The 24,991-nt window shown below is 70.2% G+C and carries 23 protein-coding genes; 10 read left to right on the top strand and 13 right to left on the bottom strand.

Annotation, left to right across the window (positions count from 1 at the left end):
• Nucleotides 1-68 precede the first annotated feature (68 nt).
• On the top strand, nt 69-1,211 hold the full coding sequence (locus ACFVUT_RS14905) for an NADH-quinone oxidoreductase subunit D (protein ID WP_389648436.1): 1,143 nt from the start codon (nt 69-71) through the stop codon (nt 1,209-1,211).
• Between the two features lie 100 nt (nt 1,212-1,311).
• Here ACFVUT_RS14905 and ACFVUT_RS14900 read toward each other — a convergent pair whose 3' ends face one another.
• From ACFVUT_RS14900 to ACFVUT_RS14885, 4 genes are all read right to left on the bottom strand, one after another.
• Nucleotides 1,312-2,436: a hypothetical protein gene (locus ACFVUT_RS14900; protein ID WP_389648433.1), complete on the bottom strand. Its 1,125-nt coding sequence runs from the start codon at nt 2,434-2,436 to the stop codon at nt 1,312-1,314.
• 93 nt (nt 2,437-2,529) lie between these two features.
• Nucleotides 2,530-3,513 (bottom strand): glycine betaine ABC transporter substrate-binding protein, encoded by a 984-nt coding sequence (locus tag ACFVUT_RS14895; RefSeq protein WP_389648430.1) that lies wholly within the window; start codon nt 3,511-3,513, stop codon nt 2,530-2,532.
• Between the two features lie 94 nt (nt 3,514-3,607).
• A complete protein-coding gene (locus ACFVUT_RS14890) occupies nt 3,608-4,282 on the bottom strand; it encodes an ABC transporter permease (RefSeq protein ID WP_389648427.1) in 675 nt (224 codons plus the stop codon).
• A gap of 3 nt (nt 4,283-4,285) precedes the next feature.
• Nucleotides 4,286-4,990: an ABC transporter permease gene (locus tag ACFVUT_RS14885; RefSeq protein WP_389648424.1), complete on the bottom strand. Its 705-nt coding sequence runs from the start codon at nt 4,988-4,990 to the stop codon at nt 4,286-4,288.
• A 213-nt stretch (nt 4,991-5,203) separates the two neighbouring features.
• On the opposite strand from ACFVUT_RS14885, the gene ACFVUT_RS14880 reads away from it, so the two are divergent.
• Nucleotides 5,204-6,391, top strand: coding sequence for an ABC transporter ATP-binding protein (locus tag ACFVUT_RS14880; RefSeq protein ID WP_389648421.1), 1,188 nt, complete (start codon nt 5,204-5,206; stop codon nt 6,389-6,391).
• 169 nt (nt 6,392-6,560) lie between these two features.
• On the opposite strand, the gene ACFVUT_RS14875 is transcribed toward ACFVUT_RS14880, so the two are convergent.
• Complete coding sequence (locus ACFVUT_RS14875; RefSeq protein ID WP_389648419.1) at nt 6,561-7,682, bottom strand: alpha/beta hydrolase; 1,122 nt, start codon at nt 7,680-7,682, stop codon at nt 6,561-6,563.
• A 139-nt stretch (nt 7,683-7,821) separates the two neighbouring features.
• Here ACFVUT_RS14875 and ACFVUT_RS14870 point away from each other — a divergent pair, with 139 nt between their 5' ends.
• From ACFVUT_RS14870 to ACFVUT_RS14845, 6 genes are all read left to right on the top strand, one after another.
• A complete protein-coding gene (locus tag ACFVUT_RS14870) occupies nt 7,822-9,663 on the top strand; it encodes a phosphatidylglycerol lysyltransferase domain-containing protein (protein ID WP_389648416.1) in 1,842 nt (613 codons plus the stop codon).
• Between the two features lie 93 nt (nt 9,664-9,756).
• The gene (gene folP, locus ACFVUT_RS14865; protein WP_389648603.1) at nt 9,757-10,554 is read left to right on the top strand and encodes a dihydropteroate synthase; all 798 of its coding nucleotides are present in this window, start codon (nt 9,757-9,759) and stop codon (nt 10,552-10,554) included.
• Complete coding sequence (locus tag ACFVUT_RS14860; protein ID WP_389648414.1) at nt 10,551-11,039, top strand: nuclear transport factor 2 family protein; 489 nt, start codon at nt 10,551-10,553, stop codon at nt 11,037-11,039. The genes folP and ACFVUT_RS14860 overlap by 4 nt, the downstream gene beginning before the upstream one ends.
• A gap of 193 nt (nt 11,040-11,232) precedes the next feature.
• On the top strand, nt 11,233-11,592 hold the full coding sequence (folB, locus tag ACFVUT_RS14855) for a dihydroneopterin aldolase (protein ID WP_389648411.1): 360 nt from the start codon (nt 11,233-11,235) through the stop codon (nt 11,590-11,592).
• The gene (gene folK, locus ACFVUT_RS14850; RefSeq protein WP_389648408.1) at nt 11,589-12,200 is read left to right on the top strand and encodes a 2-amino-4-hydroxy-6-hydroxymethyldihydropteridine diphosphokinase; all 612 of its coding nucleotides are present in this window, start codon (nt 11,589-11,591) and stop codon (nt 12,198-12,200) included. Before folB ends, folK begins: the two co-directional genes overlap by 4 nt.
• A gap of 215 nt (nt 12,201-12,415) precedes the next feature.
• Nucleotides 12,416-12,898 (top strand): DUF3180 domain-containing protein, encoded by a 483-nt coding sequence (locus ACFVUT_RS14845; RefSeq protein ID WP_389648405.1) that lies wholly within the window; start codon nt 12,416-12,418, stop codon nt 12,896-12,898.
• 37 nt (nt 12,899-12,935) lie between these two features.
• Here ACFVUT_RS14845 and folE read toward each other — a convergent pair whose 3' ends face one another.
• From folE to dacB, 6 genes are all read right to left on the bottom strand, one after another.
• Nucleotides 12,936-13,541 carry a GTP cyclohydrolase I FolE gene (gene folE, locus ACFVUT_RS14840; RefSeq protein WP_389648600.1) on the bottom strand — a complete coding sequence of 202 codons (606 nt, stop codon included), beginning with the start codon at nt 13,539-13,541 and terminating at the stop codon, nt 12,936-12,938.
• A 154-nt stretch (nt 13,542-13,695) separates the two neighbouring features.
• Nucleotides 13,696-15,723 carry an ATP-dependent zinc metalloprotease FtsH gene (gene ftsH, locus ACFVUT_RS14835; RefSeq protein ID WP_389648403.1) on the bottom strand — a complete coding sequence of 676 codons (2,028 nt, stop codon included), beginning with the start codon at nt 15,721-15,723 and terminating at the stop codon, nt 13,696-13,698.
• A gap of 223 nt (nt 15,724-15,946) precedes the next feature.
• Entirely contained in the window at nt 15,947-16,486 is a 540-nt protein-coding gene (gene hpt, locus ACFVUT_RS14830; protein WP_266752243.1) for a hypoxanthine phosphoribosyltransferase, read from the bottom strand.
• Between the two features lie 99 nt (nt 16,487-16,585).
• Nucleotides 16,586-17,668, bottom strand: coding sequence for a tRNA lysidine(34) synthetase TilS (gene tilS / locus ACFVUT_RS14825; protein WP_389648400.1), 1,083 nt, complete (start codon nt 17,666-17,668; stop codon nt 16,586-16,588).
• Between the two features lie 198 nt (nt 17,669-17,866).
• Nucleotides 17,867-19,000 (bottom strand): zinc-dependent metalloprotease, encoded by a 1,134-nt coding sequence (locus ACFVUT_RS14820; protein WP_389648397.1) that lies wholly within the window; start codon nt 18,998-19,000, stop codon nt 17,867-17,869.
• A gap of 49 nt (nt 19,001-19,049) precedes the next feature.
• On the bottom strand, nt 19,050-20,555 hold the full coding sequence (gene dacB / locus ACFVUT_RS14815; RefSeq protein WP_389670961.1) for a D-alanyl-D-alanine carboxypeptidase/D-alanyl-D-alanine-endopeptidase: 1,506 nt from the start codon (nt 20,553-20,555) through the stop codon (nt 19,050-19,052).
• Nucleotides 20,556-20,641: 86 nt separating this feature from the next.
• Here dacB and ACFVUT_RS14810 point away from each other — a divergent pair, with 86 nt between their 5' ends.
• Nucleotides 20,642-21,136, top strand: coding sequence for an inorganic diphosphatase (locus tag ACFVUT_RS14810; protein WP_003968257.1), 495 nt, complete (start codon nt 20,642-20,644; stop codon nt 21,134-21,136).
• 376 nt (nt 21,137-21,512) lie between these two features.
• Entirely contained in the window at nt 21,513-23,222 is a 1,710-nt protein-coding gene (locus ACFVUT_RS14805) for a threonine/serine exporter family protein (RefSeq protein ID WP_389648394.1), read from the top strand.
• Between the two features lie 24 nt (nt 23,223-23,246).
• Here ACFVUT_RS14805 and ACFVUT_RS14800 read toward each other — a convergent pair whose 3' ends face one another.
• Nucleotides 23,247-23,948, bottom strand: a complete 702-nt coding sequence (locus tag ACFVUT_RS14800) for a DedA family protein (RefSeq protein WP_389648391.1) — start codon at nt 23,946-23,948, stop codon at nt 23,247-23,249.
• Between the two features lie 193 nt (nt 23,949-24,141).
• Complete coding sequence (locus tag ACFVUT_RS14795; RefSeq protein WP_389648389.1) at nt 24,142-24,900, bottom strand: MerR family transcriptional regulator; 759 nt, start codon at nt 24,898-24,900, stop codon at nt 24,142-24,144.
• Between the last annotated feature and the right edge of the window lie 91 nt (nt 24,901-24,991).

Raw genomic sequence — 24,991 nt, 5'->3', positions numbered from 1 at the left:
CCGCAGCACCACTCCACACCACCACCCCGCCCCGCCCCGCCCCCCGCCGCTCAGGGAATACTGGCTGTATGACGGAGACGACAGTCGGCATCGGCGGCGCAGCGGAGAGCACCGACATGGTGCTCAACATCGGCCCCCAGCACCCCTCCACCCACGGCGTGCTCCGTCTGCGCATCGTCCTCGACGGCGAACGCATCCAGCACGCCGAACCGGTCATCGGGTACATGCACCGCGGCGCGGAGAAGCTGTTCGAGGCCCGTGACTACCGGCAGATCGTGATGCTCGCCAACCGCCACGACTGGCTGTCGGCGTTCTCCAACGAGCTGGGCGTCGTGATGGCCGTCGAGCGCATGGTCGGCATGGAGGTCCCGGAGCGCGCGGTGTGGACACGCACCCTGCTCGCCGAGCTGAACCGGGTCCTGAACCATCTGATGTTCCTCGGTTCCTACCCGCTCGAACTCGGCGGGATCACCCCGGTGTTCTACGCCTTCCGTGAGCGCGAGGAGCTTCAGGCCGTGATGGAGGAGGTCTCCGGCGGCCGCATGCACTACATGTTCAACCGGGTCGGCGGCCTCAAGGAGGACCTTCCCGCCGGCTGGCTCGGCCGTGTCCGGGACGCCGTCGCTTCCGTCCGGTCCCGGATGGACGTGTACGACGACCTGGTGCTCGGCAACGAGATCTTCCGGGGCCGGACGCGCGGTGTGGGCGTGCTGTCCGCCGAGGCGGTGCACGCCTACGGGGTCTCCGGGCCGATCGCCCGCGCCTCGGGGGTCGACTTCGATCTGCGGCGCGACGAGCCGTATCTCGCGTACGGAGAGCTCCGCGACACCCTCAAGGTCGTCACCCGCACCGAGGGCGACTGCCTGGCCCGCTTCGAGTGCCTGCTGGAGCAGACGCACAACTCCCTGGATCTGGCGGACGCCTGCCTGGACCGGATGGCCGGCCTGGCGCCCGGTCCCATCAACCAGCGGCTGCCCAAGGTGCTCAAGGCCCCCGAGGGCCACACCTACGCCTGGACCGAGAACCCGCTCGGCATCAATGGCTACTACCTGGTGTCCAAGGGCGAGAAGACCCCGTACCGGCTGAAGCTCCGCTCCGCCTCGTACAACAACATCCAGGCGCTCACCGAGCTTCTGCCGGGCACGCTGGTCGCCGACATGGTGGCGATCCTGGGCTCGCTCTTCTTCGTCGTCGGCGACATCGACAAGTAGCCCGGCACCGGCCCGGACCACGGAACCGCAAGGCCGCCGAATCGCAGGACCGCCGGACCGCCGAATCGCAGGACTGCAGGACCGCCGGACCATGCGCCTCCTACGAGACCGCGCCGCGCAGCTCCACCACGTCCAGCTGCTCGGTGTCGTCGTGCGCGGTCAGGTCGATGACCTTGCCGATGGCCTGCTTCCCCAGGGTGCTCCTGCGGTGCGCGGCCAGCGCCTCCTCGCCCACCACGTCCGCGAGGTCCTCGTTCTGCACAGACTCGATCGCGGCGCTCGCCCCGGGCTCGATCGCGGCGCTCGCCCCGGGCTCGATCGCGGCGCGCGTCCCGGACTCGATCGCGGCGTTCGCTCGGGACTCGATCGCGGCATGCTGTACGGACTCGATGGCGGCGCGCGCCTTCTGCATACCGAAGAAGTCGAAGCTGCCCTGCGGCACCGCGGGGCGTCGGGTCGCCGCGTACGGAGCCACGGCGCTGGCGGCCTGCACGGTGCGCGCCGCGGGCAGCGCGGCGGACGGCCTGACCGCGGGAAGGGCGGGCGACGGGCGCAGATGCTGTGCCCCGGACGCGTCAGCCGCGTGCTTCCCCTGCCGCTCCTCCGCCTCCCGGGCCCGCTCCGCGAGATCACGCCTCCTGGCCTGCTCGGCCGTACGGCGCGCCTCCTGCAGTGCCCCGTTGCGCGAGAGGTCCTCCAGCGCCTGGGCGGCCCGCAGATAGGCGGCCGGTGTCGGGGTGCTGGGTGCGGCGGTCAGCTCCCGGGGCGCGGCGGCTTCGAGCGCGAGCTGCCTGCGGCCCTCCAGCGCGCTGGCCCGCTGGGTCTCGGCGTTGGCGTACCGGCGCAGCAGCGCGGCGTGCTCCCCGCGCAGATGGGCGAGCTCCACACGCTTGCGGCGCAGCTTCGTCTCCAGCCGTACGCGCAGCTCCCGCGACTCCTCCAGGTCGGCCTCCAGCTCGGCCATGCGCTCCTCGGCCCGCCATTCGTCGCCGGCACGGGCTCGCGTCAGCTCGGCGACCCGCATGCCCGCCTCCTGGTCCCAGCTGCGCATCAGATACGCACCGGTCACGGCCGTGGCCGCCGCGGCGGCCACCAGAGCGCGCAGGACCAGGGGCTCGGCAGGCAGCCAGGCGCCCGCGGCACAGAGGATCGAGACTCCGACGACCGCAGAAGACGGAAGAATTCTGTGCAGAGGTGGCGAATGACGGTGGCGTCCACGTGGCATGGCCTGAAATTTACCGTGTGTATGGGGCGCTTGGGGGGCCGCCGGGGAATCTGTTCCCTGCTGGTTACCTGACGGCCCCCGATCTCGCCGCCCTTACTTCTTGATGAGGCCCTTCGCCTGCAGATAGTCCTTGGCCACATCGGTGGGCTTTGCGCGCTCGGCGTCGACCTTGCGGTTCAGTTCCGCCAGATCCTGCGTCGTGAGAGTCTTGGTGATCTTGCCGAGTGCGTCCGCGATGTCCTGGGAACCCGCGTCCTTGGCATGGACGATCGGGAGAACATTGTCCGCGTTCTGGAGATTCTTGTCGTCCTCCAGGAACACCAGGCCATAGCTGTCCAGCACCGCGTCCGTGGTGGTGGTGAGGACCAGTTGGTCCTTGCCGTCCTTGACGGCCTGCTTGGACTGGGGTGTACCGACGCCCTTGGGGTCGATGCCAGTGACATTGATGCCGTACGTCTTCTTCAGACCCGGTGCGCAGAAGGGCCGGACCTCGCACTCGTCGCCCGCCGCGATCTTCACTTCGACCTTCGAACTTCCGAGATCCGAAAGGGTCGTGAGCTTGTTCTCGTCGGCGAATTCCTTGGTCACCGCAAAGGCGTTCTGGTCGACGGCCTCACCGGCCGGAAGCACCTTCAGTCCGCGCGGGGCGGCGAGCTTCTCCAGCGCCGCGACCGTGGCGGCGGCGTCACCGGAGGCGACCGGCTTCTTCTCCGCCTCCTTCGCCCCGTTCACCTTGGCATTGAGGAATTCGGCGATCGTGGCGGCATATTCGGGGACGACGTCGATCTCGCCCTTCTCCAGGGACGGTTCGTACAGTTCCCGGTTGGCCACCGTGGTGATCGAGGTGTGGTACCCGGCGTCGGCGAGGATCTGCGCGTACAGCTCCGCGAGCACCTTGGACTCGGTGAAGGAGGCCGCGCCGACGACGAGCGAACCCTTCTTGCCGGAATCACCGGAACCGGTGGATGCCGAGCCCCCCTTGTCCTTCTCCAGGCTGTCGCCACCGCAGGCGGCGAGCGAGCCGGCCAGCGCGACCATGCCGATGACCGCGCCCGCTATTCGCGAGGTCTTGCTCATGAGTTGTTCTCCGTCCACAGCGACAGGGGCTGATTGAGAAGGGATCCGGGGATCGGTGGGGTGCGCGGGCCCGGCGGGCGGTGGCGACGGGCCGTCATGCCGTCCTGCGGCGGCGCAGCGGCGACAGCATCCGGTCCAGGCCCACCAGCACGGCCTCCACCAGCAGGGCGAGCACCGCGACCAGCAGCGCCCCCGCGACGACCTGCGGTGTGTTGTACGTGTTGAATCCGGCGGTGATGATCCGGCCGAGGCCGCCCTGCCCGACCATGGCGGCGATCGTCGCCGTGGCGACCACCTGGACCGCCGCCGAGCGCAGCCCGGTCATGATCATCGGGTAGGCCAGCGGGAGTTCGACGCGGACGAAGAGCTGGCCCCCGGACATCCCCATGCCGCGCGCCGCCTCGGTCACCGCCCGGTCGACCTCCGTCATCCCGACATAGGCGTTGGTGAGCAGCGGCGGCACGGCGAACAGCACCAGCGCGATGACGGTCGGCAGATATCCGGCGTTGCGCAGCGGCGAGACCATGAAGAGGGCCAGCACCGCGAAGACCGGGATCGCTCGTCCCACATTGGAGATGTTGACGGCCAGTGCCCCGCCCTTCCCGATGTGCCCGAGGTACAGCGCGATCGGCAGGGCCACGGCGCAGGCCAGGGCGAGCGCGACCCCGCTGACGTACAGGTGCTCACCGAGCCGGTGGGCCGCCCCGCTCTCCCCCGACCAGTTGGCGCCGGTGGTGAGCCAGGTCCATGCCTCGCCGAGAACTCCCATGGTTCAGACCGCCTTTGCCGTGGCGCCCGCGGGAGTGGCGCGTATGCGGGTCCAGGGGGTGAGGAACCGCTGGACGCCCAGCAGCAGCAGATCGGCGACGACCGCGAGCAGTACGCACAGGACGGACGCGGCGAGCACCTGGGCCTTGAAGAAGCTGGGCAGCGCGTCCCCTATGAGGTTGCCGAGGCCGCCCCTGCCGATGATCGATCCGACCGTCGTCAGCGCGATCGTCGAGACCGTGGCGATCCGCACTCCGGCCATCAACGCGGGCATGGCGAGCGGGAGCTCGACCTCCCACAACAGCCTGAGCGGCCCGTACCCCATCCCCTTCGCGGCTTCCTTCGCCTCCTGCGGAACCGCTTCGAGGCCCGCCAGGATGTTCCGTACGAGAATGGTCAGCGAATACAGCACCAGGCCGGTGACGACCAGCGCCGCGGACAGCCCGAACAGCGGCAGCAGCAGCGAGAACATGGCGAGCGAAGGCACGGTGTAGAGCACCGTCGTCAGCCCGAGGACCGGGCCGGCGAAGCGGCGGCTGCGGCGGGCGAGCAGCGCCAGCGGGAAAGCCACCAGGAGCCCGATCCCCACCGAGACGGCGGTGATCCAGATGTGCTGGAGCGTCGCGTCGGTCAACTCCTGGCTGCGGGAACGGAGATACTCGCCGCAGATCCAGTCGTTCGTCACCATGCAGTTCTGTGTGGCAGCCATCCGCCCCCCTTCCGTTGCCGTCTCGCACCGGTGCCTCGTGCCCAATGCCTCGTGCCTCGTGTCGATGCCTCGTGTCGATGCTTCGTGCCGATGCCTCGCACCAACGCTTCGTACCGATGTTCTGGTGACCCTATCCTCGACCACTGACAATCGCCGAGGCCGTTGTATTCCAGCAACATGTCCTTCACAGAACACGCGCGACAATGGGGAACCATGATCCGTTTCGAGCATGTCACCAAGCGGTACGCGGACGGCACCACCGCCGTCGACGACCTTTCCTTCGAGGTCGCCGAGGGTGAACTCGTCACGCTCGTCGGACCGTCGGGCTGCGGCAAGACGACCACCATGAAGATGGTGAACCGGTTGATCGAACCGACCGAGGGGCGGATATTCCTCGACGGGGACGACATATCCGCCATCGACCCCGTCCGGCTGCGCCGCCGTATCGGCTATGTGATCCAGCAGGTGGGGCTCTTCCCGCACCGTACGGTCCTGGAAAACACCGCGACCGTTCCCCATCTCCTCGGCTGGAAACGCGGAAAGGGACGCGAGCGCGCGGCGGAACTCCTCGACCTCGTCGGACTTGATCCTTCCGTTTATGGCGACCGCTATCCGGAACAGCTCTCCGGCGGACAGCGCCAACGTGTGGGCGTGGCAAGGGCCTTGGCCGCGGATCCGCCGGTGCTGCTGATGGACGAGCCTTTCGGCGCGGTCGACCCGGTCGTCCGGGAGCGGCTGCAGAACGAATTCCTGAAGCTTCAGGCGCAGGTCCGCAAAACCGTGCTGTTCGTCACGCACGACATCGAGGAAGCGGTCCGGCTCGGCGACCGCATCGCCGTCTACGGGCAGGGCGCCATCGAGCAGTTCGACTCCCCGGCGACCGTGCTCGGCGCCCCCGCCACCCCCTATGTCGCGGACTTCGTCGGCGCCGACCGCGGCCTCAAGCGGCTCTCCGTGACCCCTGTCGAGGAGGGCGACCTCGACCAGCCGCCGGTCGTCCACCTCGACGACTCGCTGGCGAGGGCGACCGAACGGCTGCGGGCCGAAGGCGCGCGCTGGGCCGTCGTGCTGGACGGCGAGGACAATCTGCACGGCTGGATCCCGGCCGACGGCTTCACCGCCGGGACCGGGGACACGGTCCGCGCCCACGCCCGCCGGATGGAGGCGTGGCTGCCCGTAGGAGCCCCGCTCAAGCAGGCGTTCGCCACCATGCTCCAGCACGACGCGGGCTGGATCGCGGTCATCGACAAGGAGAGCAGCGGCCGGTTCCTCGGCGTGCTCACCCCGGCCCGGCTCCATGAGGCGCTGCGCCGTTCGATCGACGCGGACGCCCAGGACGTCCCGCGCACCGAAGTGACCGTCGAGACCGTGGAGAGCGTCGCCAAGACCGCCGCAGGGTGAGGGAGGCGGCGAGCCGGGCAACAGGATCCCGCCTCAGACCCGTCCGGGAACCCACACCGGTCCGGAACCCACACCCGTCCGGGAACCCACACCCGCCGGGGAACCGGCCCCCGCCCAGGAACCGGCCCCCGTCGGGGAACCGGCCCCGTCCGGGTTCCCCCGCCCCCGCTCACCCCTCGCTGAGTCGGCTGCTCATCCAGTCGAGCGCCGGAGGGATCTCCCGACGCCAGGTGTTGAAGTTGTGCCCGCCGCTGTCGAGCACGATCGACGAGACCTGGGCGGGCCGGTGCACCTTGCCGATGAACCGCTGCGTGGAGCGGTAGTTCCCCTCGCCGTGCCTGGAGGTCGTGACGAGGAAGGACGACCCGGGCTGCGGCAGATGGTCCAGGCTCCACATCAGGTCGGCGCGGTCGCGCGCCTTCCGGTCGCCGTGGAAGAGATCTCCGGTCGTCGGGTCCTCGGCCGCCTTGTAGTAGGCGGAGAGCCCGGCGCTCGCGGCGTACCGGTCCGGGTGGTGGAGCCCGATCTTCAGCGCGCAGTAGCCGCCCGTCGAATTGCCCATGATCCCCCAGTTGCGGGCCGCGGTGCCGACCCGGTACGTCTCCGAGACGGCCCTCGGCAGATCCTCGGCGAAGAACGTCTCCGCCTGCGGCCCGCCCGGTATGTCCACGCACTCGGTGTCCCGCGGCGGCGCCACCGTCGGCCGCAGCATCACCAGGACCATCGGCTGCGCCCGCCCGGCCCTCACCCGCTCGTGTGCCGTCCGCGGGTACTGAAGGCCCTTCAGAAGGTTCTCCGCGGTGCCCGGATATCCGGTGAGCACGACGACCGCGGGAAATTTCCGGCGGGCGAACGCCGGCTGGAAGTACTCCGGCGGGAGGTACACGTACGCGGAGCTTTCGATCCCCGACTCCTGCCCCGCGATCACGACCTTGTCGATCCGGCCGCCCTTCGCGGGCCGCGAGCCGCCCGGCACGTCCGGCCGCTGCGTCCCGATCCGGACGATGTTCCTGGAGGCGAGCGTCGCGGCCGCGTGGTCCGTGACCACACCCAGATCCTGCTGACGGCCGAACAGATCGTCCCAGGAGCCGTAGAAGAGGAACGAGTTGTTGGCCACCAGTCCGACCGAGCCGAAGAGCGTCAGCTGAGTCGCCAGCAGCAGGCCGACCCTGCCGGACACCGCGGCCGTGCCGCGCCCGGCCAACCGCGGCCAGAGCCAGACCGTGCCCGCGAAGAACACCACGGCCAGGGCGATGGTCAGGACCAGGAACGTCATGCTGGTGAGACCCATGGGGGGTGAGCTTTCTTGTCAGGAAATTTCCGGCCGGCGGGTGAACCCCCGCGGCGGAAGCCTCGTCCTACAGAGCGCACATCGTCCGGAAGGCCTCGGCCGGAGGACTCATCAATCTCTCGCGGAACCATGGGAAGCGATGTCTGTCAGACAAGATGCGGATAAATCAGGATCGGTTCCGAGCCCCGTACGCACGTTCGTACGCGGCCCACGCCCCGCATCCGTGCCGGCACTGGTCGGCACCGCCTGCACCGTCGTCGGTCTGATCGATACCGCCGCGGGCGTCTTCCCGCGCTTCCGGCACAGCCGTATGCACACCCTCGCCGAGGTGCTCCCCGGCGCCCTCGGACCGTTCGCCGCCGCTCTCTCCCTGAGCGCGGGCGTCCTGCTGCTGCTCCTCGCCCACGGCCTCAAGCGGCACAAGCGGCGGGCCTGGCGGGCGGCCGTCGTGCTCCTGCCGGCCGGTGCGCTGGCGCAGCTCGTCTACCGGCACTCGGTCATCGGCACGTTCGTCTCGCTGACGCTCTGCGTGCTGCTGATCCGTCATCGCGGTGAGTTCGCCGCGCTCCCCGATCCCAGGAGCCGCTGGCGGGCGCTGGCCAACTTCGTGCTTCTCGGCGCCGGTTCGCTGGGGCTGGGCCTGGTCATCGTCAGCGTCCACCCCGGCCGGGTCGTGGGAAGCCCCAGTGTCGCCGACCGGCTCCAGCACGTGCTGTACGGACTGGTCGGCTTCGAGGGCCCCGTCGAGTACGCCGGAGTCACCTCCTGGACCGTGGCGTGCTCGCTCGGCTCCCTCGGTCTGCTGACCGCCGTCACCACCATCTACTTCGCCTTCCGCCCCGAGCACCCGGCCGCCCGTCTCACCGAGGACGACGAGGTCCGGCTGCGCGCCCTGCTGGAGAAGCACGGCGGACGCGATTCGCTCGGCCACTTCGCGCTCCGCCGCGACAAGGGCGTCGTCTTCTCCCCCAGCGGCAAGGCCGCCGTCTGCTACCGCGTCGTGTCCGGGGTGATGCTGGCGAGCGGCGACCCGATCGGCGATGTGGAGGCCTGGCCCGGCGCCATCGAACGCTTCATGGACGAGGCCAAGGCCCACTCCTGGACCCCCGCCGTGATGGGCTGCGGCGAGACCGGCGGCGAGGTCTGGACCCGCGAGACCGGACTCGACGCGCTGGAGCTGGGCGACGAGGCGGTGGTGGACGTCGCGGATTTCTCGCTCGCCGGGCGCGCGATGCGCAACGTGCGCCAGATGGTGAAGCGCATTGAACGGCTCGGCTACGAGACCCGGGTCCGGCGCGTACGCGACATCGGCGACGCCGAACTGGCCCGCATCCGGCGGGCCGCCGCCGACTGGCGCGGCACCGACAACGAGCGCGGCTTCTCCATGGCGCTCGGCCGGATCGGCGACCCGGCCGACGGTGACTGCGTCATCGCCACCGCCCACAAGGCCGACGAGCACACCGACGACTCCCCGTACGGCGACCTGAAGGCCGTACTCCACTTCGTCCCGTGGGGCAGGGACGGCATGTCCCTGGACCTGATGCGCCGCGACCGCTCCGCCGATCCGGGCATGAACGAACTACTGATCGTCGCCGCTCTGCAGGCAGCCTCCCGGCTCTCCGTCACACGCGTCTCGCTGAACTTCGCGATGTTCCGCTCGGCACTCGCCCGCGGCGAGAAGCTGGGCGCGGGGCCCGTGCTGCGGACCTGGCGCGGACTGCTGATCTTCCTGTCGCGCTGGTTCCAGATCGAGTCGCTGTACAAGTTCAACGCCAAGTTCCGGCCCCGCTGGGAACCGCGCTTCGTCGTCTACCGCGCCGCCCGCGATCTGCCCCGCATCTCGCTCGCGGCCATGCGGGCCGAGGGCTTCGTGAACCTCGCGCCGCCCCGTCTCCTCGCCCGCCGGTTCCCGCGCCGCCGACCGCTCCCGTGCGCCCACACCGGGGCGCCGGGCCAGGAACACCACGCCCGTGCGGCGTAGCGGCGTGCCGTACGGGCCTACGCTGGGCGCATGAGTACGTTGCGTGGACGAGGCATGATCGAAGGCCTGCCGGAGTGGGACCGCTGTGCGGTCATGGGTGTGGTCAATGTGACACCGGACTCCTTCTCCGACGGGGGTCGCTGGTTCGACACGACAGCAGCGATCAAACACGGTCTCGACCTCGTCGCCGAGGGCGCCGACCTGATCGACGTCGGCGGCGAGTCGACCCGCCCCGGCGCCAGCCGGGTGGACGCGGCGGAGGAGCTGCGGCGGGTGATCCCGGTGGTCAGGGGTCTGGCGTCCGAAGGGGTCACGGTGTCCGTGGACACCATGCGGGCCCGTGTCGCCGACGAGTCGGTCGCGGCGGGAGCCGCCCTGGTCAACGATGTGAGCGGCGGCCTCGCCGACCCGGACATGGTCGGGGTCGTCGCCGCGACCGGTGCGCCGTTCGTCGTGATGCACTGGCGCGGCTTCAGCGAGTCCATGAACAGCCAGGCGGTGTACGAGGACGTCGTCGCCGAGGTCGTCGCGGAGCTGCGGGAGCGGATGGACGCCGTGATCGCGGGGGGCGTCGCCCCGGAACGCATCGTGATCGACCCCGGTCTCGGCTTCGCCAAGGACGCCGGCCACGACCTCGCCCTCGTCGCCCACCTCGACGCGCTGCACGCCCTGGGCCGCCCGCTGCTGGTCGCCGCCTCCCGCAAACGCTTCCTCGGCCACGTGCTGGCCCGGGAGGGCGCCGCACCGCCGCCCGCCCGCGAACGCGACGCGGCGACGGCGGCGATCTCCGCGCTCTCCGCCCACGCCGGTGCCTGGGCCGTCCGGGTCCACGAGGTACGCGCCACAGCCGACGCCGTACGGGTCGCGCGCGCCGTCGAGGGAGCCGCGTGAGCGGGCACCGCGACGAGCACGCGGAGGCGGCCGCCGACATCGCCGCCGTCGAACAGGCCAACACCGCCTTCTACGAGGCGATGGAACGCGGTGACCTGGAGGCGCTGTCCGGGCTCTGGCTGCCGGGCGAGGACCTCACCGTCTCCTGCGTCCACCCCGGCTGGCCGGTCCTCACCGGCCGCGGCGAGGTGCTGCGCAGCTACGCCCTGATCATGGCGAACACGGAGTACATCCAGTTCTTCCTGACCGATCTCGGCGTCTCGATGACCGGCGACACGGCCCTGGTGACCTGCACGGAGAACATCCTCAGCGGCGGCCCCGCGGAGGACGGCAACGCGCTCGGGCCGCTGGTCGGCCAACTCGTCGTCGCGACCAATGTGTTCCGGCGCACACCGGACGGCTGGAAACTCTGGTCCCACCACGGCTCGCCCGTGCTCACCGAATCCGGCGAGGACGAGGACGAGGACGAGGACACGTCGTCCTGACCGGGACATCCGCCCGGATGGGTTGGAATCCGGGACTGTGGGTAGAAGCGGCTACCAGCCCCGCGAGGTCCCGTCCGCAGCCCCCCACGGGCGAGCACTGTCGGTGCTCGCAGGTAAATTCGGAAGAGAGAGCACCCAGCCGCCCGCACGCGGCCCCGTGTCTCTACGCCCAACAACAGCAGGAGTGATTCGCGTGGATCGTGTCGCGCTGCGCGGCCTCAAGGCCCGTGGACACCATGGCGTCTTCCCCCGGGAACGGGAAGAGGGCCAGACGTTCATCGTGGATCTGGTGCTCGGCCTCGACACCCGCCCCGCGGCGTCCGCCGACGACCTGACGAAGACCGTGCACTACGGCATCGTCGCGGAGGAAGTCGTCGACGTGGTGCAGGGGGAGCCGGTCGATCTGATCGAAACGCTCGCGGAGCGCATCGCCCAGAAGTGCCTCAAGCACGAAGGAGTCGAGGAAGTGGAGGTAGTGGTCCACAAACCGGACGCACCGATCACCGTCCCCTTCGACGATGTGACCATCACCATCACCCGGAGCCGAGTATGACTGCGTTCTTCACCGAGGGGCAGAGCGACCCCACCGTACAGCCGGTTCCCGCCTCCGTCGTCGAGCAGGTGGACGCCGCGGACATCACCCTCTCCAACCCCAAACGCGCCGTGATCTCCCTGGGCTCCAACCTCGGCAACCGCCTGGAGACCCTCCAGGGCGCCATAGACGCCCTGGAGGACACCCCCGGCCTCCGGGTCAAAGCGGTCTCCCCGGTGTACGAGACGGAACCCTGGGGCGTCGCCCCCGGCTCCCAGCCCTCGTACTTCAACGCGGTGATCGTCGTGAAGACGACGCTGCCCCCGTCCTCGCTCCTGGAGCGCGGCCAGGCCGTCGAAGAGGCCTTCGACCGGGTCCGCGAGGAGCGCTGGGCCCCACGCACCATCGACGTCGACATCGTGGCGTACGCGGATGTCGTCTCCGACGACCCGGTGCTCACCCTCCCTCACCCCCGGGCCCATGAGCGCGCCTTCGTGCTCGCCCCGTGGCACGACATCGACCCCGAGGCCCAGCTGCCCGGCGTCGGCCCCGTCACGGAGCTGCTGGCCGGTGTCGGCAGGGAGGGCGTACAGCCCCGGACCGACCTGGAACTCCGTCTGCCCGAGTAGTCGTTAGGCTCGACGACAGCGCATCACCGGCGACCGGACCTCCGGCGGAACGGACCACGGGGGACACGGACACCGGTGGCACACGCGTCACTGACGACACACGCGTCACCGGCGACACGGAGACCGGTGACACAGGCAGCACTGACGACACGGACACTGGCGACACGACCCACTGGTGTCACACGCACCACGGGCAGCGAAGGGCGGATCACTCGGTGAAGCAACTACGGCTCGGGGTACTGGCCGGCCTCTTCGCCGCGGCCGGGGTGCTCTCCTGGGGCGGCGCCCGCCTCTGGGACTCCCTGGGCAGTCTGCCGAGCGTTCCCCTCGCGGCGCCCATCGTGCTCGCGGTGATCGCCGTCATCCTGTTCGCGACGGCCCTCTCCATCCGTTCCCGGCTGCGCGCCCAGCGCGAGCGCCGGCCGGGGGCCAAGGGCGTCGAGCCTCTGATGGCCGCCCGCGCGGTCGTCTTCGGCCAGGCCAGCGCGCTGGTCGTCTCCCTGGTCGCCGGCCTGTACGGCGGCACGGGAGTCTTCCTGCTCGGCTCCCTCGACATCCCGGCCCGCCGCGACCAGGCGATCTACGCGGCCTTCGCGGTCCTGGCCGGCATCGCGGTGGTGGCCGCGGCCCTCTGGCTGGAACGCATCTGCAAGCTCCCCGAGGACGAGGGCAACGACAAGAGCTCGGCGTCCGCCTGAGGGCTGTCCCCGAGCTCTCGTCCCACAGCGGCCGGACTCAGCGCGCCATGATCAGGCTCATGGCCTCGGCACGCGTCGCGGGGGCGCGGAGCTGGCCGCGCACCGCCGAGGTCAGCGTCTTCGCACCGGGCTTACGGATGCCGCGCATCGACATGCACATGTGCTCGCACTCAATGACGACGATGACCCCGCGCGGCTCCAGGATCTCCATGAGGGAATCGGCGATCTGTGTGGTGAGCCGTTCCTGGACCTGCGGGCGCCGGGCGTAGACGTCGACGAGGCGGGCCAGCTTCGACAGACCCGTGATCTTGCCGCTGACCGCCGGGATGTACCCGACGTGCGCGACACCCCGGAACGGGACCAGGTGGTGTTCGCAGGTGCTGAACACCTCGATGTCCTTGACCAGCACCATCTCGTCGTGGCCGAGATCGAACGTGGTCGTCAGAACGTCCTCGGGCTCCTGGTAGAGGCCCGCGAATATCTCCTTGTACGCCCGTGCCACACGCCCCGGCGTCTCACGCAGTCCCTCGCGGTCCGGGTCCTCGCCCACGGCGAGGAGGAGTTCACGTACGGCGGCCTCGGCCCGCTTCTCGTCGAACTCACCGATCGAACCCTGGCCGTCCAACGTCACCGGGTCGGTCATCTGTGCCTCGTTCCTCTGAGCTGTCACCCGTACATACCTCCGCACGGGCGTACGAAATAGCCGCGCCCCCACAGGCTAGAACCTGTGGAGGCGCGGCATCCATTCCGGACCCCGGGCGACTCCCGTGACAGGGGCCACACCGGGGGCACGGTCATCAGCTCTCCGTGCGGTCCTCCGGGTGCACCTCGGTGGCCGGGACGTCCGTGGGGACGACCGAGCCGTTCGCCGCGGTGGCGCCGTTGGTGAGGGCGAGCTCCTTCGGCGAGAGCACCGGCGGCCGCGTCGACGGGGTACGTCGGGCGGAACCCGTCCAGGCCGGACGGGCCGGGCGCTTCACGATCGGGGCGAAGATCTCGGCGATCTCCTCCTTGCCGAGCGTCTCCTTCTCCAGGAGCTGAAGGACCAGGGCGTCCAGCACGTCCCGGTTCTCGACGAGAATCTCCCACGCGTCGTTGTGCGCGGTCTCGATGAGCTTCTTGACCTCTTCGTCGACGAGGGCCGCGACCTCTTCCGAGTAGTCGCGCTGGTGACCCATCTCCCGGCCCACGAAGGGCTCGGTGTTGTCGCCGCCGAACTTGATCGCGCCGAGCCGCTCCGTCATGCCGTACTGCGTGACCATCGCGCGGGCCGTTGTGGTGGCCTTCTCGATGTCGTTCGCAGCACCGGTGGTCGGGTCGTGGAAGACCAGCTCCTCGGCCGCGCGCCCGCCCAGCATGTAGGCCAGCTGGTCGAGCATCTCGTTGCGCGTCGTGGAGTACTTGTCCTCCTCCGGGAGCACCATCGTGTAACCGAGGGCACGGCCGCGGGAGAGGATCGTGATCTTGTGGACCGGGTCCGACTGGGGAGAGGCCGCCGCGACCAGGGCGTGTCCGCCCTCGTGGTACGCGGTGATCTTCTTTTCCTTTTCGGACATGATCCGGGTCCGCTTCTGCGGACCCGCCACGACGCGGTCGATGGCCTCGTCGAGCATCTTGTTGTCGATCAGCGTCTGGTTGCCGCGCGCCGTGAGGAGCGCCGCTTCGTTCAGCACGTTCGACAGGTCGGCACCGGTGAAGCCGGGCGTACGACGGGCGACGGCGCCGAGATCGACGTCCTTCGCTACCGGCTTGCCCTTCTGGTGCACCTTGAGGATTTCGAGACGGCCCTGCATGTCCGGCCGGTCGACCGCGATCTGCCGGTCGAAGCGGCCCGGGCGCAGCAGCGCCGGGTCGAGGATGTCCGGCCGGTTCGTGGCGGCGATCAGGATGACGCCGCCCTTCACGTCGAAGCCGTCCATCTCCACGAGCAGCTGGTTCAGCGTCTGCTCGCGCTCGTCGTGACCGCCGCCCATACCGGCACCGCGGTGCCGGCCGACCGCGTCGATCTCGTCGACGAAGACGATCGCGGGGGCGTTCGCCTTGGCCTGCTCGAAGAGGTCACGGACCCGGCTGGCACCGACACCGACGAACATCTCGACGAAGTCGGAACCGGAGATCGAGTAGAACGGGACGCCCGCCTCGCCCGCGACGGCGCGCGCGAGCAGCGTCTTGCCCGTACCGGGAGGCCCGTAGAGCAGGACACCCTTGGGGATCTTGGCGCCGACGGCCTGGAACTTCGCCGGCTCCTGGAGGAACTCCTTGATCTCCTGGAGTTCCTCGACGGCCTCGTCCGACCCGGCCACGTCGGAGAACGTCGTCTTCGGGGTGTCCTTGGTGATCAGCTTGGCCTTGGACTTCCCGAACTGCATGACCCGGGAGCCGCCGCCCTGCATCTGATTCATCAGGAACAGGAAGACGACCACGATCAGGACGAAGGGCAGCAGCGAGAGGAGGATCGAGACGAACGGGGACTGCTTCGACGGCGAGACCGTGTAGCCCTTGTCGATCTTGCCGCTCTCGAACTTCTGCTGGAGCGTGTCGGCCAGCTGGACACCCTGGTCGCCGATGTAGCTCGCCTGGAACTTGCTGCCGGACTCGCCCGAAAGCTTCTGTCCCTTGTTCAACTCGATCTTGATGATCTGTTCGTCACCGGTGGTCAGCCTGGCCTGCGCCACCTGGTCCTTGCTGATCGCCTGGATCACCTTGCCGGTGTCCACCGATTTGTAGCCGCCCGACGAGCCGACGACCTGCATCAACACGACCACGGCGAGGACGGCCAGCACGATCCACATGACCGGCCCACGGAAGTATCGCTTCACGTCCATCCATACGGGGCGGTGACGCCCCGTCCCTCCTGCCCGTAGGTAAATGCTGCTGTGAGAAAAGACTGTTCTTCGGACGGTACCCCAGCATTGTCACCCGCGACTGCCGGGGACGTCTGTCGAAACCCGCCTTCGATGGCTCAACGGCGGGAATCCGGTGAAAGGTTCCCCTCCGTCCGCGCCGGTCGGTCCGGACACTCCGGCCGGGCGTGAGACGCCGGGGTCGTCAGCCGCCGTAGACGTGCGGGGCGAGCGTGCCGACAAAGGGGAGGTTGCGGTACTTCTCCGCGTAGTCCAGGCCGTATCCGACGACGAACTCGTTGGGGATGTCGAAACCGACCCACTTGCAGTCGAGCGCGACCTTGGCCGCGTCCGGCTTGCGCAGCAGGGTGCAGATCTCCAGGGACGCGGGCTCGCGCGAGCCGAGGTTCGACATCAGCCAGGACAGGGTCAGACCCGAGTCGATGATGTCCTCGACGATCAGGACGTGCTTGCCCTTGATGTCGGTGTCCAGGTCCTTGAGGATCCGGACCACTCCGGAGGACTGGGTGCCCGCGCCGTACGACGAGACGGCCATCCAGTCCATGGTGACGGGGGTGGACAGCGCGCGCGCCAGGTCCGCCATCACCATCACTGCGCCCTTGAGGACGCCGACGATGAGCAGATCCCTGCCCGCGTACTCCGCGTCGATCTTCGCGGCCAGCTCGACGAGCTTCGCGTCGATCTCTTCCTTGGTGAGGAGCACCGACTGAAGGTCGGTGCCCATGTCCTTCTCGTTCACCCGCGTCTCTTTCTGTGCCCGCCGGCTCCGGGGTGGTGCCCCGGACCTGCGCGGCCGGTCGCCTGCGTGTCAGCCGCTCGTGCTTCAGCTCTGCCGAATCACCAGTCTGCCACCCTGGCGCATGGCTTCGACCCGGCCGGGCAGGTTGATGGCCCGCTGACCTCGCCAGCCGGTGATGAGACGGTCGACCTCCTCGATGTGCCGGGCGAAGAGGGAACCGGCCGGGGAGCCCGCCTCCATGGCGGCCCGGCGCAGTACCCGGCGGCGTACGGCGGGCGGCAGCGCGTACAGCTTGGCGCACTCCAGCCGGCCCGCGTCGTCCCGGACGGCGCGGTCGGCCTCGGCGGCCCAGGTGTCCAGGGCGTCGGCGTCGTCGCGGGAGAGCTGCGCCGTACGGGCGAGGGCCTCGACGACTCCTTTGCCCAGGGCCTTCTCCAGGGCGGGCAGGCCCTCGTGACGCAGTCGGGAGCGGGTGTAGGCGGGGTCGGCGTTGTGCGGGTCGTCCCAGACCGGCAGCGACTGGACGAGGCAGGCCTTGCGGGCGGTCTGCCGGTCGAGCTGGAGGAAGGGGCGACGGTAGCGGCCGGCCGGGCCGGACGCGGCGGCCATGCCCGAGAGCGAGCGGATGCCGGAGCCGCGGGCGAGGCCCAACAGCACCGTTTCCGCCTGGTCGTCGCGGGTGTGGCCGAGCAGGACGGCTGCGGCGCCGTACCGCTCGGCCGCCGCGTCCAGGGCGGCGTAGCGGGCGTCGCGGGCCGCGGCCTCCGGGCCGCCTTCCTGGCCGACCTGGACGGCGACGGACTCGACCGGGTCGAGGTGCATGGCGGTGAGCCGGTCGACGACCTCGGCGGCCCGGGTGTCGGATCCGTCCTGGAGGCCGTGGTCGACGGTGATGCCGCCGGCCCGGACGTCGAGCTTGCGGGATTCGAAGGCGAGGGCGGAGGCGAGGGCCATGGAATCGGCGCCGCCGGAGCATGCCACCAGCACCAGCGGGGTGGCGAGGCGGTCGGGGAGTGCGGCGCACCGCCTTCCCGCACCGGCTTCGGCGAGCTCGGGGTGCGGGGTGCGCCGGGGGCGCTCGGCGCTTCGGGAGTATTCGGTGAGTACGTCGTGGAGTACGCGGCGGACCGCCAGGCGTATCGCCGCGACCGCAGGATGGGGACCCATGTCCGGTGCCCTTCGTGAAGTGTGGGAGAGGCCTCGGAGTGCCGGGACGGGAAGAGTGCCGTCACTCAGAGTGCGTCGATGGTGACAGAGCTGAGCCGTCCATCGAGCATTGCACGCCTTCCCATGCCCCTACGGTCCCTCGGATGGGTGATTACCGGCGCGTTCGTGTCCTGTCGTCCGCCGTCGGGCCCGTCATGATCACGACTCTGCCTTACGGTGCACCCTCGCGATCCAGTCCGACGGCGCCGCGATCTCCGCCTTGGTCGGGAGGGTGTTCGGCGAGGTCCAGACCCGGTTGAAGCCGTCCATGCCGACCTCGTCGACCACGGCGCGGACGAATCGTTCGCCGTCGCGGTACTGGCGCAGTTTGGCGTCGAGCCCGAGCAGTTTGCGCAGCGCCTGGTCGAGGCGGCTCGCACCGCGTGCCCTGCGCTGCTGGAACTTCTCCCGGATCTCGCCGACGGAGGAGACGACCTCGGGGCCGACGCCGTCCATCACGTAGTCGGCATGGCCTTCGAGCAGGGACATCACGGCGGTGAGCCGGCCGAGGATCTCGCGCTGGGCGGGCGTCTGGACGAGTTCGACGAGGCTGCGTCCGCCGTCCTCGCCGTCCTCGCCCTCGGGCCGGCCCCCGGCCAGCGACTGGGCGGCCTCGCGGAGCCGTTCCAGCACGGTCATCGGGTCGACGTCGGTCTCGTCGAGAAATGACTGGATCTCGCCCTGGAGATGGTCGCGGAGCCAGGGCACACCGGTGAACTGGGTGCGGTGGGTCTCCTCGTGGAGGGCGACCCAGAGCCGGAAGTCGTGCGGGTCGACCTCCAGTTCGCGCTCGACGTGGACGATGTTCGGAGCGACGAGCAGCAGCCTGCCGCCGCCGTCGGCCGCGGCCGGGAGTTCACGGCCGGCGGGGGCGAACGTCTCGTACTGGCCGAGGACCCGCGAAGCCAGGAACGACAGCAGCATCCCCACCTCGACGCCGGTCACCTTGCCGCCGACCGCGCCGAGCACGGCGCCGCCGGGACCGCTTCCGCGCCGGTCCTGCATCTTCCCCAGCAGCGGACGGAGCAGTTCGCGGAAGCCCGCGACGTTGGCCTTGATCCAGCCGGCCCGGTCCACGACCAGGACCGGGGTGTCCTCCGGTTCGGTCCCCTCGGGGATCATCCGGGTGAAGGAACGGACGTGCTCCTCCGCGGCCTTGGCATGCCGGCGCAGCTCCGCGACGACCTCGCGGGCCTCCTCGCGGCTGATCTCGGGCCCCGGCCGTACAAGTCGGGTCGCGGTCGCCACCGCGAGATTCCAGTCGACCATCTCGGCACCACCGATGCTCGTCATGCGTCAACCGTACGTGCTCGACCGCGTCCGCGGTGTGGTGTCGACCGGCTCACCGGGTGCGGGCGGCAAGGCTGGTGGCCAGCGCGTCGAGGGAGGACTGGGCCTTGGACGGGGATGTCGTACCGGAGGCCAGGAAGGCGAAGGCGAGCAGCCGGCCCTGCCTGTCCACGACCGTTCCGGCAAGGGTGTTCACGCCCGTGAGGGTGCCGGTCTTGGCGCGGATCAGCCCGGTACCTGCGGACTTTCGGGTGTAGCGGTCGCTGAGGGTGCCGCTGAACCCGGCCACCGGGAGGCCGGTGAGCACGGGGCGCAGTTCGGGGTGGTCCGCGTCGGCGGCCAGGGCCAGGAGGCCGGCCAGCAGTCCGGCGGTGACCTTGTCCTTGCGGTTCAGTCCGCTGCCGTCGGCGAAGTTGGCACCCTTCAGCGGAAGGCGGAGCTTCTTGAGCTGTGCGGTGACGGCGCTCCGGCCGCCGTTGAAGTCGGCCGGCCGGCCGGCCGCCAGTGCGGTCTGCCGGGCGAGTGCCTCGGCGATGTCGTTGTCGCTGTTGGTCAGGGCCCGTTCGACCAGGGCGGACAGCGGGGCGGAGAGGTGCTCGGCGACCGGCCGGGACGTGGCGGACGGCTTTCCGGGCGCCGGGCGGGGCCGGATGGCGATCCCCGCGTCGTCGAGCAGTCCGCCGAAGGTCCGGGCGGTGTCACCGGCCGGGTCGTCGCTGCGCGGGGCGGGTCCGCTGTGGGAACTGTCGAGCCTGCCCTCGTCGGTCATCAGGGCGCTGACGGGCGCGATGTTCTCGTTGGGGCCGATCGGGTGCCGTGCGGGGCCGGAGTAACGGGAGGCGTCGTACGAGAGGCGGACCGTCTTCACGCCCCGGTCCTTCAGGGCGCGGGCGGTGTCGGTGGCCAGGGCCCTCAGGGCGGCCTTGTCCAGGGTGGGGTCGCCGCCGCCGACCAGGGTGACGCTGCGGAAGTCGGAGGACGCCCGGACCGTCGTGGCGATGCGGTGGTCGGGGCCGAGCGCGCTCAGGGCGGCGACCGCGGTGGCGATCTTGACGGTGGAGGCGGGCGTCATGGGCGTGTCGGCGCCCTGGCCGTACAGCCGCTCACCGGTGGCGGTGTCGATGACGACGGCGGTGCGCACGGTGCCCAGGGCCGGGGCCTTCAGCAGCGGGCGGAGGGCGGCACGCAGGGCGGCCGCCGCACCGTCCGGAGCGTCGCGGCGGCCCGGGGCGGCGTTGTCGACGACGGAGGAGAGGGGCGCGAGGACCGCCGGGGCGCTGGGAGCGGCTTCCGGTCCGGGCGGCGTGCCGGGGTCGTGATGTGCACCACCTGTTCGGCTCCGGGCGGCGGCCCAGTCCCGCTCGGCCTTACGCTGACCCGAGTCCCAGGGGCCGGCGGCAAGGACGACGCCGGCTGCGAGCGCCAGGCCGAGGCCGGCGGAGACAGCCGTGAACTGCCGATCGTTCAGTCGCTTCAACCTGATCACGCTGCCCTGCCGGGTGAGCCTGCGCAGCTTGCCGAGCGGATCGACCGACGGTTTTTTCACCGGCTCGTCCACCGTTGACCAGCCCCTTTCGCGAGCACACATCTGCGTGGGGGACACTTAACCACCAGTCGTATGTCTTGATCATGGAGGAGCCACCCGTGGAGTTCGACGTCACCATCGAGATCCCGAAGGGTTCGCGGAACAAGTACGAGGTGGACCACGAGACCGGTCGGATCCGCCTGGACCGTCGACTCTTCACCTCGACCAGCTACCCGGCGGACTACGGTTTCGTCGAGAACACCCTCGGCGAGGACGGTGACCCGCTGGACGCGCTGGTCATCCTGGACGAGCCGACCTTCCCCGGCTGCCTCATCAAGTGCCGTGCCATCGGCATGTTCCGGATGACGGACGAGGCAGGCGGCGACGACAAGCTGCTGTGCGTGCCGGCCTCCGACCCCCGGGTGGAGCACCTGCGCGACATCCACCACGTGTCGGAGTTCGACCGCCTGGAGATCCAGCACTTCTTCGAGGTCTACAAGGACCTGGAGCCCGGCAAGTCCGTCGAGGGCGCCGACTGGGTCGGCCGCGCCGAGGCCGAGGCCGAGATCGAGGCCTCCTACAAGCGCCTTGAGGCGCAGGGCGGCGCGCACTGACCTCGCGGTCGCGGCCGGGTTCCGGCTGAGGTACGCGGCGCGGTTCCGCTTGCGGTTCCGGGCCGGGAACGGGCGGCACTCCTTCCGAGGGGTGCCGCCCGTTCCGCATGCCCGCCGCACCCGCCCGTTCCGCATGCCCGCCGCACCCGCACGATCCGTGCGGCGCCGCCCCTCCCGCACCACCAGCCGCACCCGCCCGTCCCCTACGCCACTCCCCTCCCGCACTGCCAGCCGCACCCGCCCCTCGGGCATCGGACCGCCCTGCGGCAGCGCCCGCCCCTCGTGGCTCCGCCCGCCTCGTGTCCCCACCCTTGCCCGTGGCCATACTGGGCAGAAGCGCAATCTGAGACGCGAAGCCAGTGAGGAGCGAGGCCGAGTGGTGGCGGAACCGGGCGATCCTGAGGACCAGAAGCCCCAGTCCGACGAGGCGCGGAGCGCCTTCGTCCCGCCGGCCGGCGTGGGCAGGCCCGCGTCTGCCTCCGACGACGACCACCCCACATCGGAGTTCGCCGTTCCGGCCGGTCTGGCGTCCGAGTCGCAGGGGTCGGGCACCGGTGCCGCCCCGGGATCCGGTCCCGGTCAGACCTCCGGCTCGGACACGATCGGATCGGCCTTCGCCCCGCCGGTCATCCACGGTGACCGGCATCCGCCGCCTGCCTTCACCCCGGCGCACGGCAGCCCGATGATCCGGCTGACCAAGGAGGCGCCCTGGCAGGACCGGATGCGTACGATGCTGCGGATGCCGGTCGCCGAGCGCCCGGCGCCCGAGCGGGTGCAGAAGCCCGACGAGGCGGGGCCCGCGGTGCCGCGTGTGCTCGACCTGACGCTGCGTATCGGGGAGCTGCTGCTCGCCGGTGGCGAGGGCGCCGAGGACGTCGAGGCTGCGATGTTCGCGGTGACCCGCAGCTACGGCCTGGACCGCAGCGAGCCCACGGTCACCTTCACCCTGCTGTCGATCTCGCACCAGCCGTCGCTGGTCGACGACCCGGTGACGGCGAGCCGTACCGTACGCCGCCGCGGCACCGACTACACCCGGCTGGTCGCCGTCTTCCGGCTCGTCGACGACATCACCACCGAGGACGTCGACGTCTCGCTGGAGGAGGCGTACCGGCGTCTGGCGGAGATCCGGCGCAACCGTCATCCGTACTCCGGATGGGTCCTGACGCTGGCCGGCGGCGGCCTCGCGGGGGCGGCGTCGGTGCTGGTCGGCGGCGGTCCGCTGGTGTTCGTCGTGGCGGCGCTGGGCGCGATGCTCGGCGACCGGCTCGCCTGGCTGTGTGCCGGACGGGGGCTGCCGGAGTTCTACCAGTTCGTCGTGGCGGCGATGCCTCCCGCCGCGATGGGCGTGGCACTGACCCTCACCCACTGGTCGGACCTGCGGCCGTCCGCGGTGATCACCGGTGGGCTGTTCGCGCTGCTGCCGGGGCGGGCCCTGGTGGCCGGTGTGCAGGACGGGCTGACCGGCTTCTACATCACCGCCGCCGCCCGTCTGCTCGAAGTCATGTACCTGTTCATCGGCATCGTCGTCGGTGTGCTGCTGGTCCTGTATCTGGGACTGCAGCTGGGCGCCCAGCTGAATCCCGAGGCCAGGTTCGTCCCCTACGACAGTCCCGTGGTGCAGATCCTGGCCTCGATGGCGCTCTGTTTCGCCTTCGCGGTCCTGCTCCAGCAGGACCGGTCCACCGTGCTGGCCGTCACCCTCAACGGCGCCGTGGCCTGGGTGGTCTACGGAGCGATGGCCAGGACCGGCAACATCTCGCCGGTGGTGGCGACGGCGACGGCGGCCGGTCTCGTGGGCCTGTTCGGACAGTTGCTCTCGCGCTACCGGTACACCTCGTCGCTCCCGTTCGTCACGGCGGCGATCGGCCCACTGCTGCCCGGCTCGGCCACGTATTTCGGTCTGCTGGGCATGGCCCAGGGCAATGTGAACGCCGGGCTCGCCTCGCTCTCGACCGCGGTGGCGACGGCGCTGGCCATCGCGATCGGGGTGAACCTCGGAGGCGAGATCTCCCGGCTCTTCATGCGGGTGCCCGGTGCGGTCGGCGGGGCGAACCGCCGCGCGGCCAAGCGGACGCGCGGCTTCTGACGCTGCCGCCGGGACAGCTCCGGTTCAGCGCTTGGCGTGGCGACCGCGCTGGGCCGTGGCCGGGCCCGCGTCGGCGGTCAGGCCGTCATCCGCCGCCACTTCCTTCTTCGCCTTGGAGCGGGCCCGCAGGAACTCGATCGCGATCGGCACCACCGAGATGAGCACGATCAGGATGAGCATCGCCTCGATGTTCTGATGCACGAAGTCGATCTTGCCGAGGACGGCGCCGAGCAGCGTGACGCCGACGCCCCAGAGCACCCCGCCGATGATGTTGAACGTGATGAACGAGCGGTAGTTCATCCGGCTCACACCGGCGATGATCGGCGTGAACGTACGCACGACGGGCACGAAGCGGGCCAGGATCAGCGACTTCGGCCCGTACTTCTCGAAGAACTCGTGGGCCTTCTCGACGTTCTCCTGCTTGAAGAGGCGGGAGTCCGGGCGCTTGAAGAGCGACGGGCCGACCTTGCGGCCGAAGAGGTAGCCCACCTGGTCACCGATGATCGCCGCCAGTGCCACCAGCGCGCAGACCAGCCAGAGCGGGAACTTCAGCTGGCCCGTGGTCACCAGCAGACCCGTGGTGAACAGCAGCGAGTCACCGGGGAGGAAGAAGCCGATCAACAGTCCCGACTCGGCGAAGACGATGAGGAGTACGCCGGGGAGTCCGAACGTGTTGATGAGGTGGTCCGGGTCCAGCCAGCTCGGTCCGAGCGCAAGCGTATTCAAGGGTCCGGGCTCCTGGATCGATCGATGGCGGCTGCGTGGCCGCCCAAAGCTATCAACGCAGAATGACACCCCCGGGTTCCAGTGGCCCCCGCGAGAATGAACACCGGGCGAACCAGGACAAGCTGCCCCCGGGATGCGCGGGAGCCGGCGGGGCCGTCACGGGAGTGAGGGCACGCTCACCCCCGTGGCGGCGTCACGCCCGGTGCTCCGCGTTGGCGTCGATCGCGTCCCGCAGGTGCTCGGCCAGTCCCGGCCGCATCGAGTCGTAGTACGCGTGGAACTGCGGGTCGGACACGTACATCTCGGCGAGCCCCCGGTGGATCTCGTAGGTGCACTCGTAGAACCACGTGGTGATGTGGAGGCGGTGGGCCTCGGCCAGGCCCCTCGCCCGTTCACCGGTGGCCGGTTCGCCGGCCTCCATCAGCGCGCCGTAGGCGGCACCCCAGTCGGCGACCTCCGCCTGTATCCGCTTCCAGTCGTCCTTGGTGTACCGGGCGACCCGGCGCTGCGACTCGGCGTACGCGGCGGTGCCGCCCCAGCGGCGTTCGGCCTCCTCCGCGTGCGCCTCGGGGTCCTTGCCCCCGAAGACCTCGAACTTCTCCTCGGGCGTGAGGTTGATGCCCATCTTCCGTGCCTCCATGGCTGTTTCGACGGCGGCGGCCATCTTTCGCAGTTCGGCGATCCGGTCGGACAGCAGCCGGTGCTGGCGGCGCAGATGTTCCTGCGGGTCCGCGTCCGGGTCGTCGAGCAGGGCGGCGATCCCGTCGAGCGGGAAGCCGAGCTCCCGGTAGAACAGGATCTGCTGCAACCGGTCGAGGTCGCCGTCGTCGTAGCGGCGGTGACCCGCGCGGCTGCGCCCGCCGGGCGAGAGCAGTCCGATGCCGTCGTAGTGATGCAGGGTGCGCACCGTGACTCCGGCGAATCCGGCGACCTGTCCCACCGAGTAGTCCACGACTCCCCGCCCCCTTCCCCGTTCCGGTTCGTACCGAGCCTGAGCCATGACGTGACGTGAGGTGCAAGCCCGGAACACCCCCGCTTCGCGC

Source organism: Streptomyces sp. NPDC058051, assembly GCF_042885475.1.
GTDB lineage: Bacteria > Actinomycetota > Actinomycetes > Streptomycetales > Streptomycetaceae > Streptomyces.
Note: the sequence above shows the minus strand (reverse complement) of the source record. Positions and strands in the feature narration are given on the sequence as shown.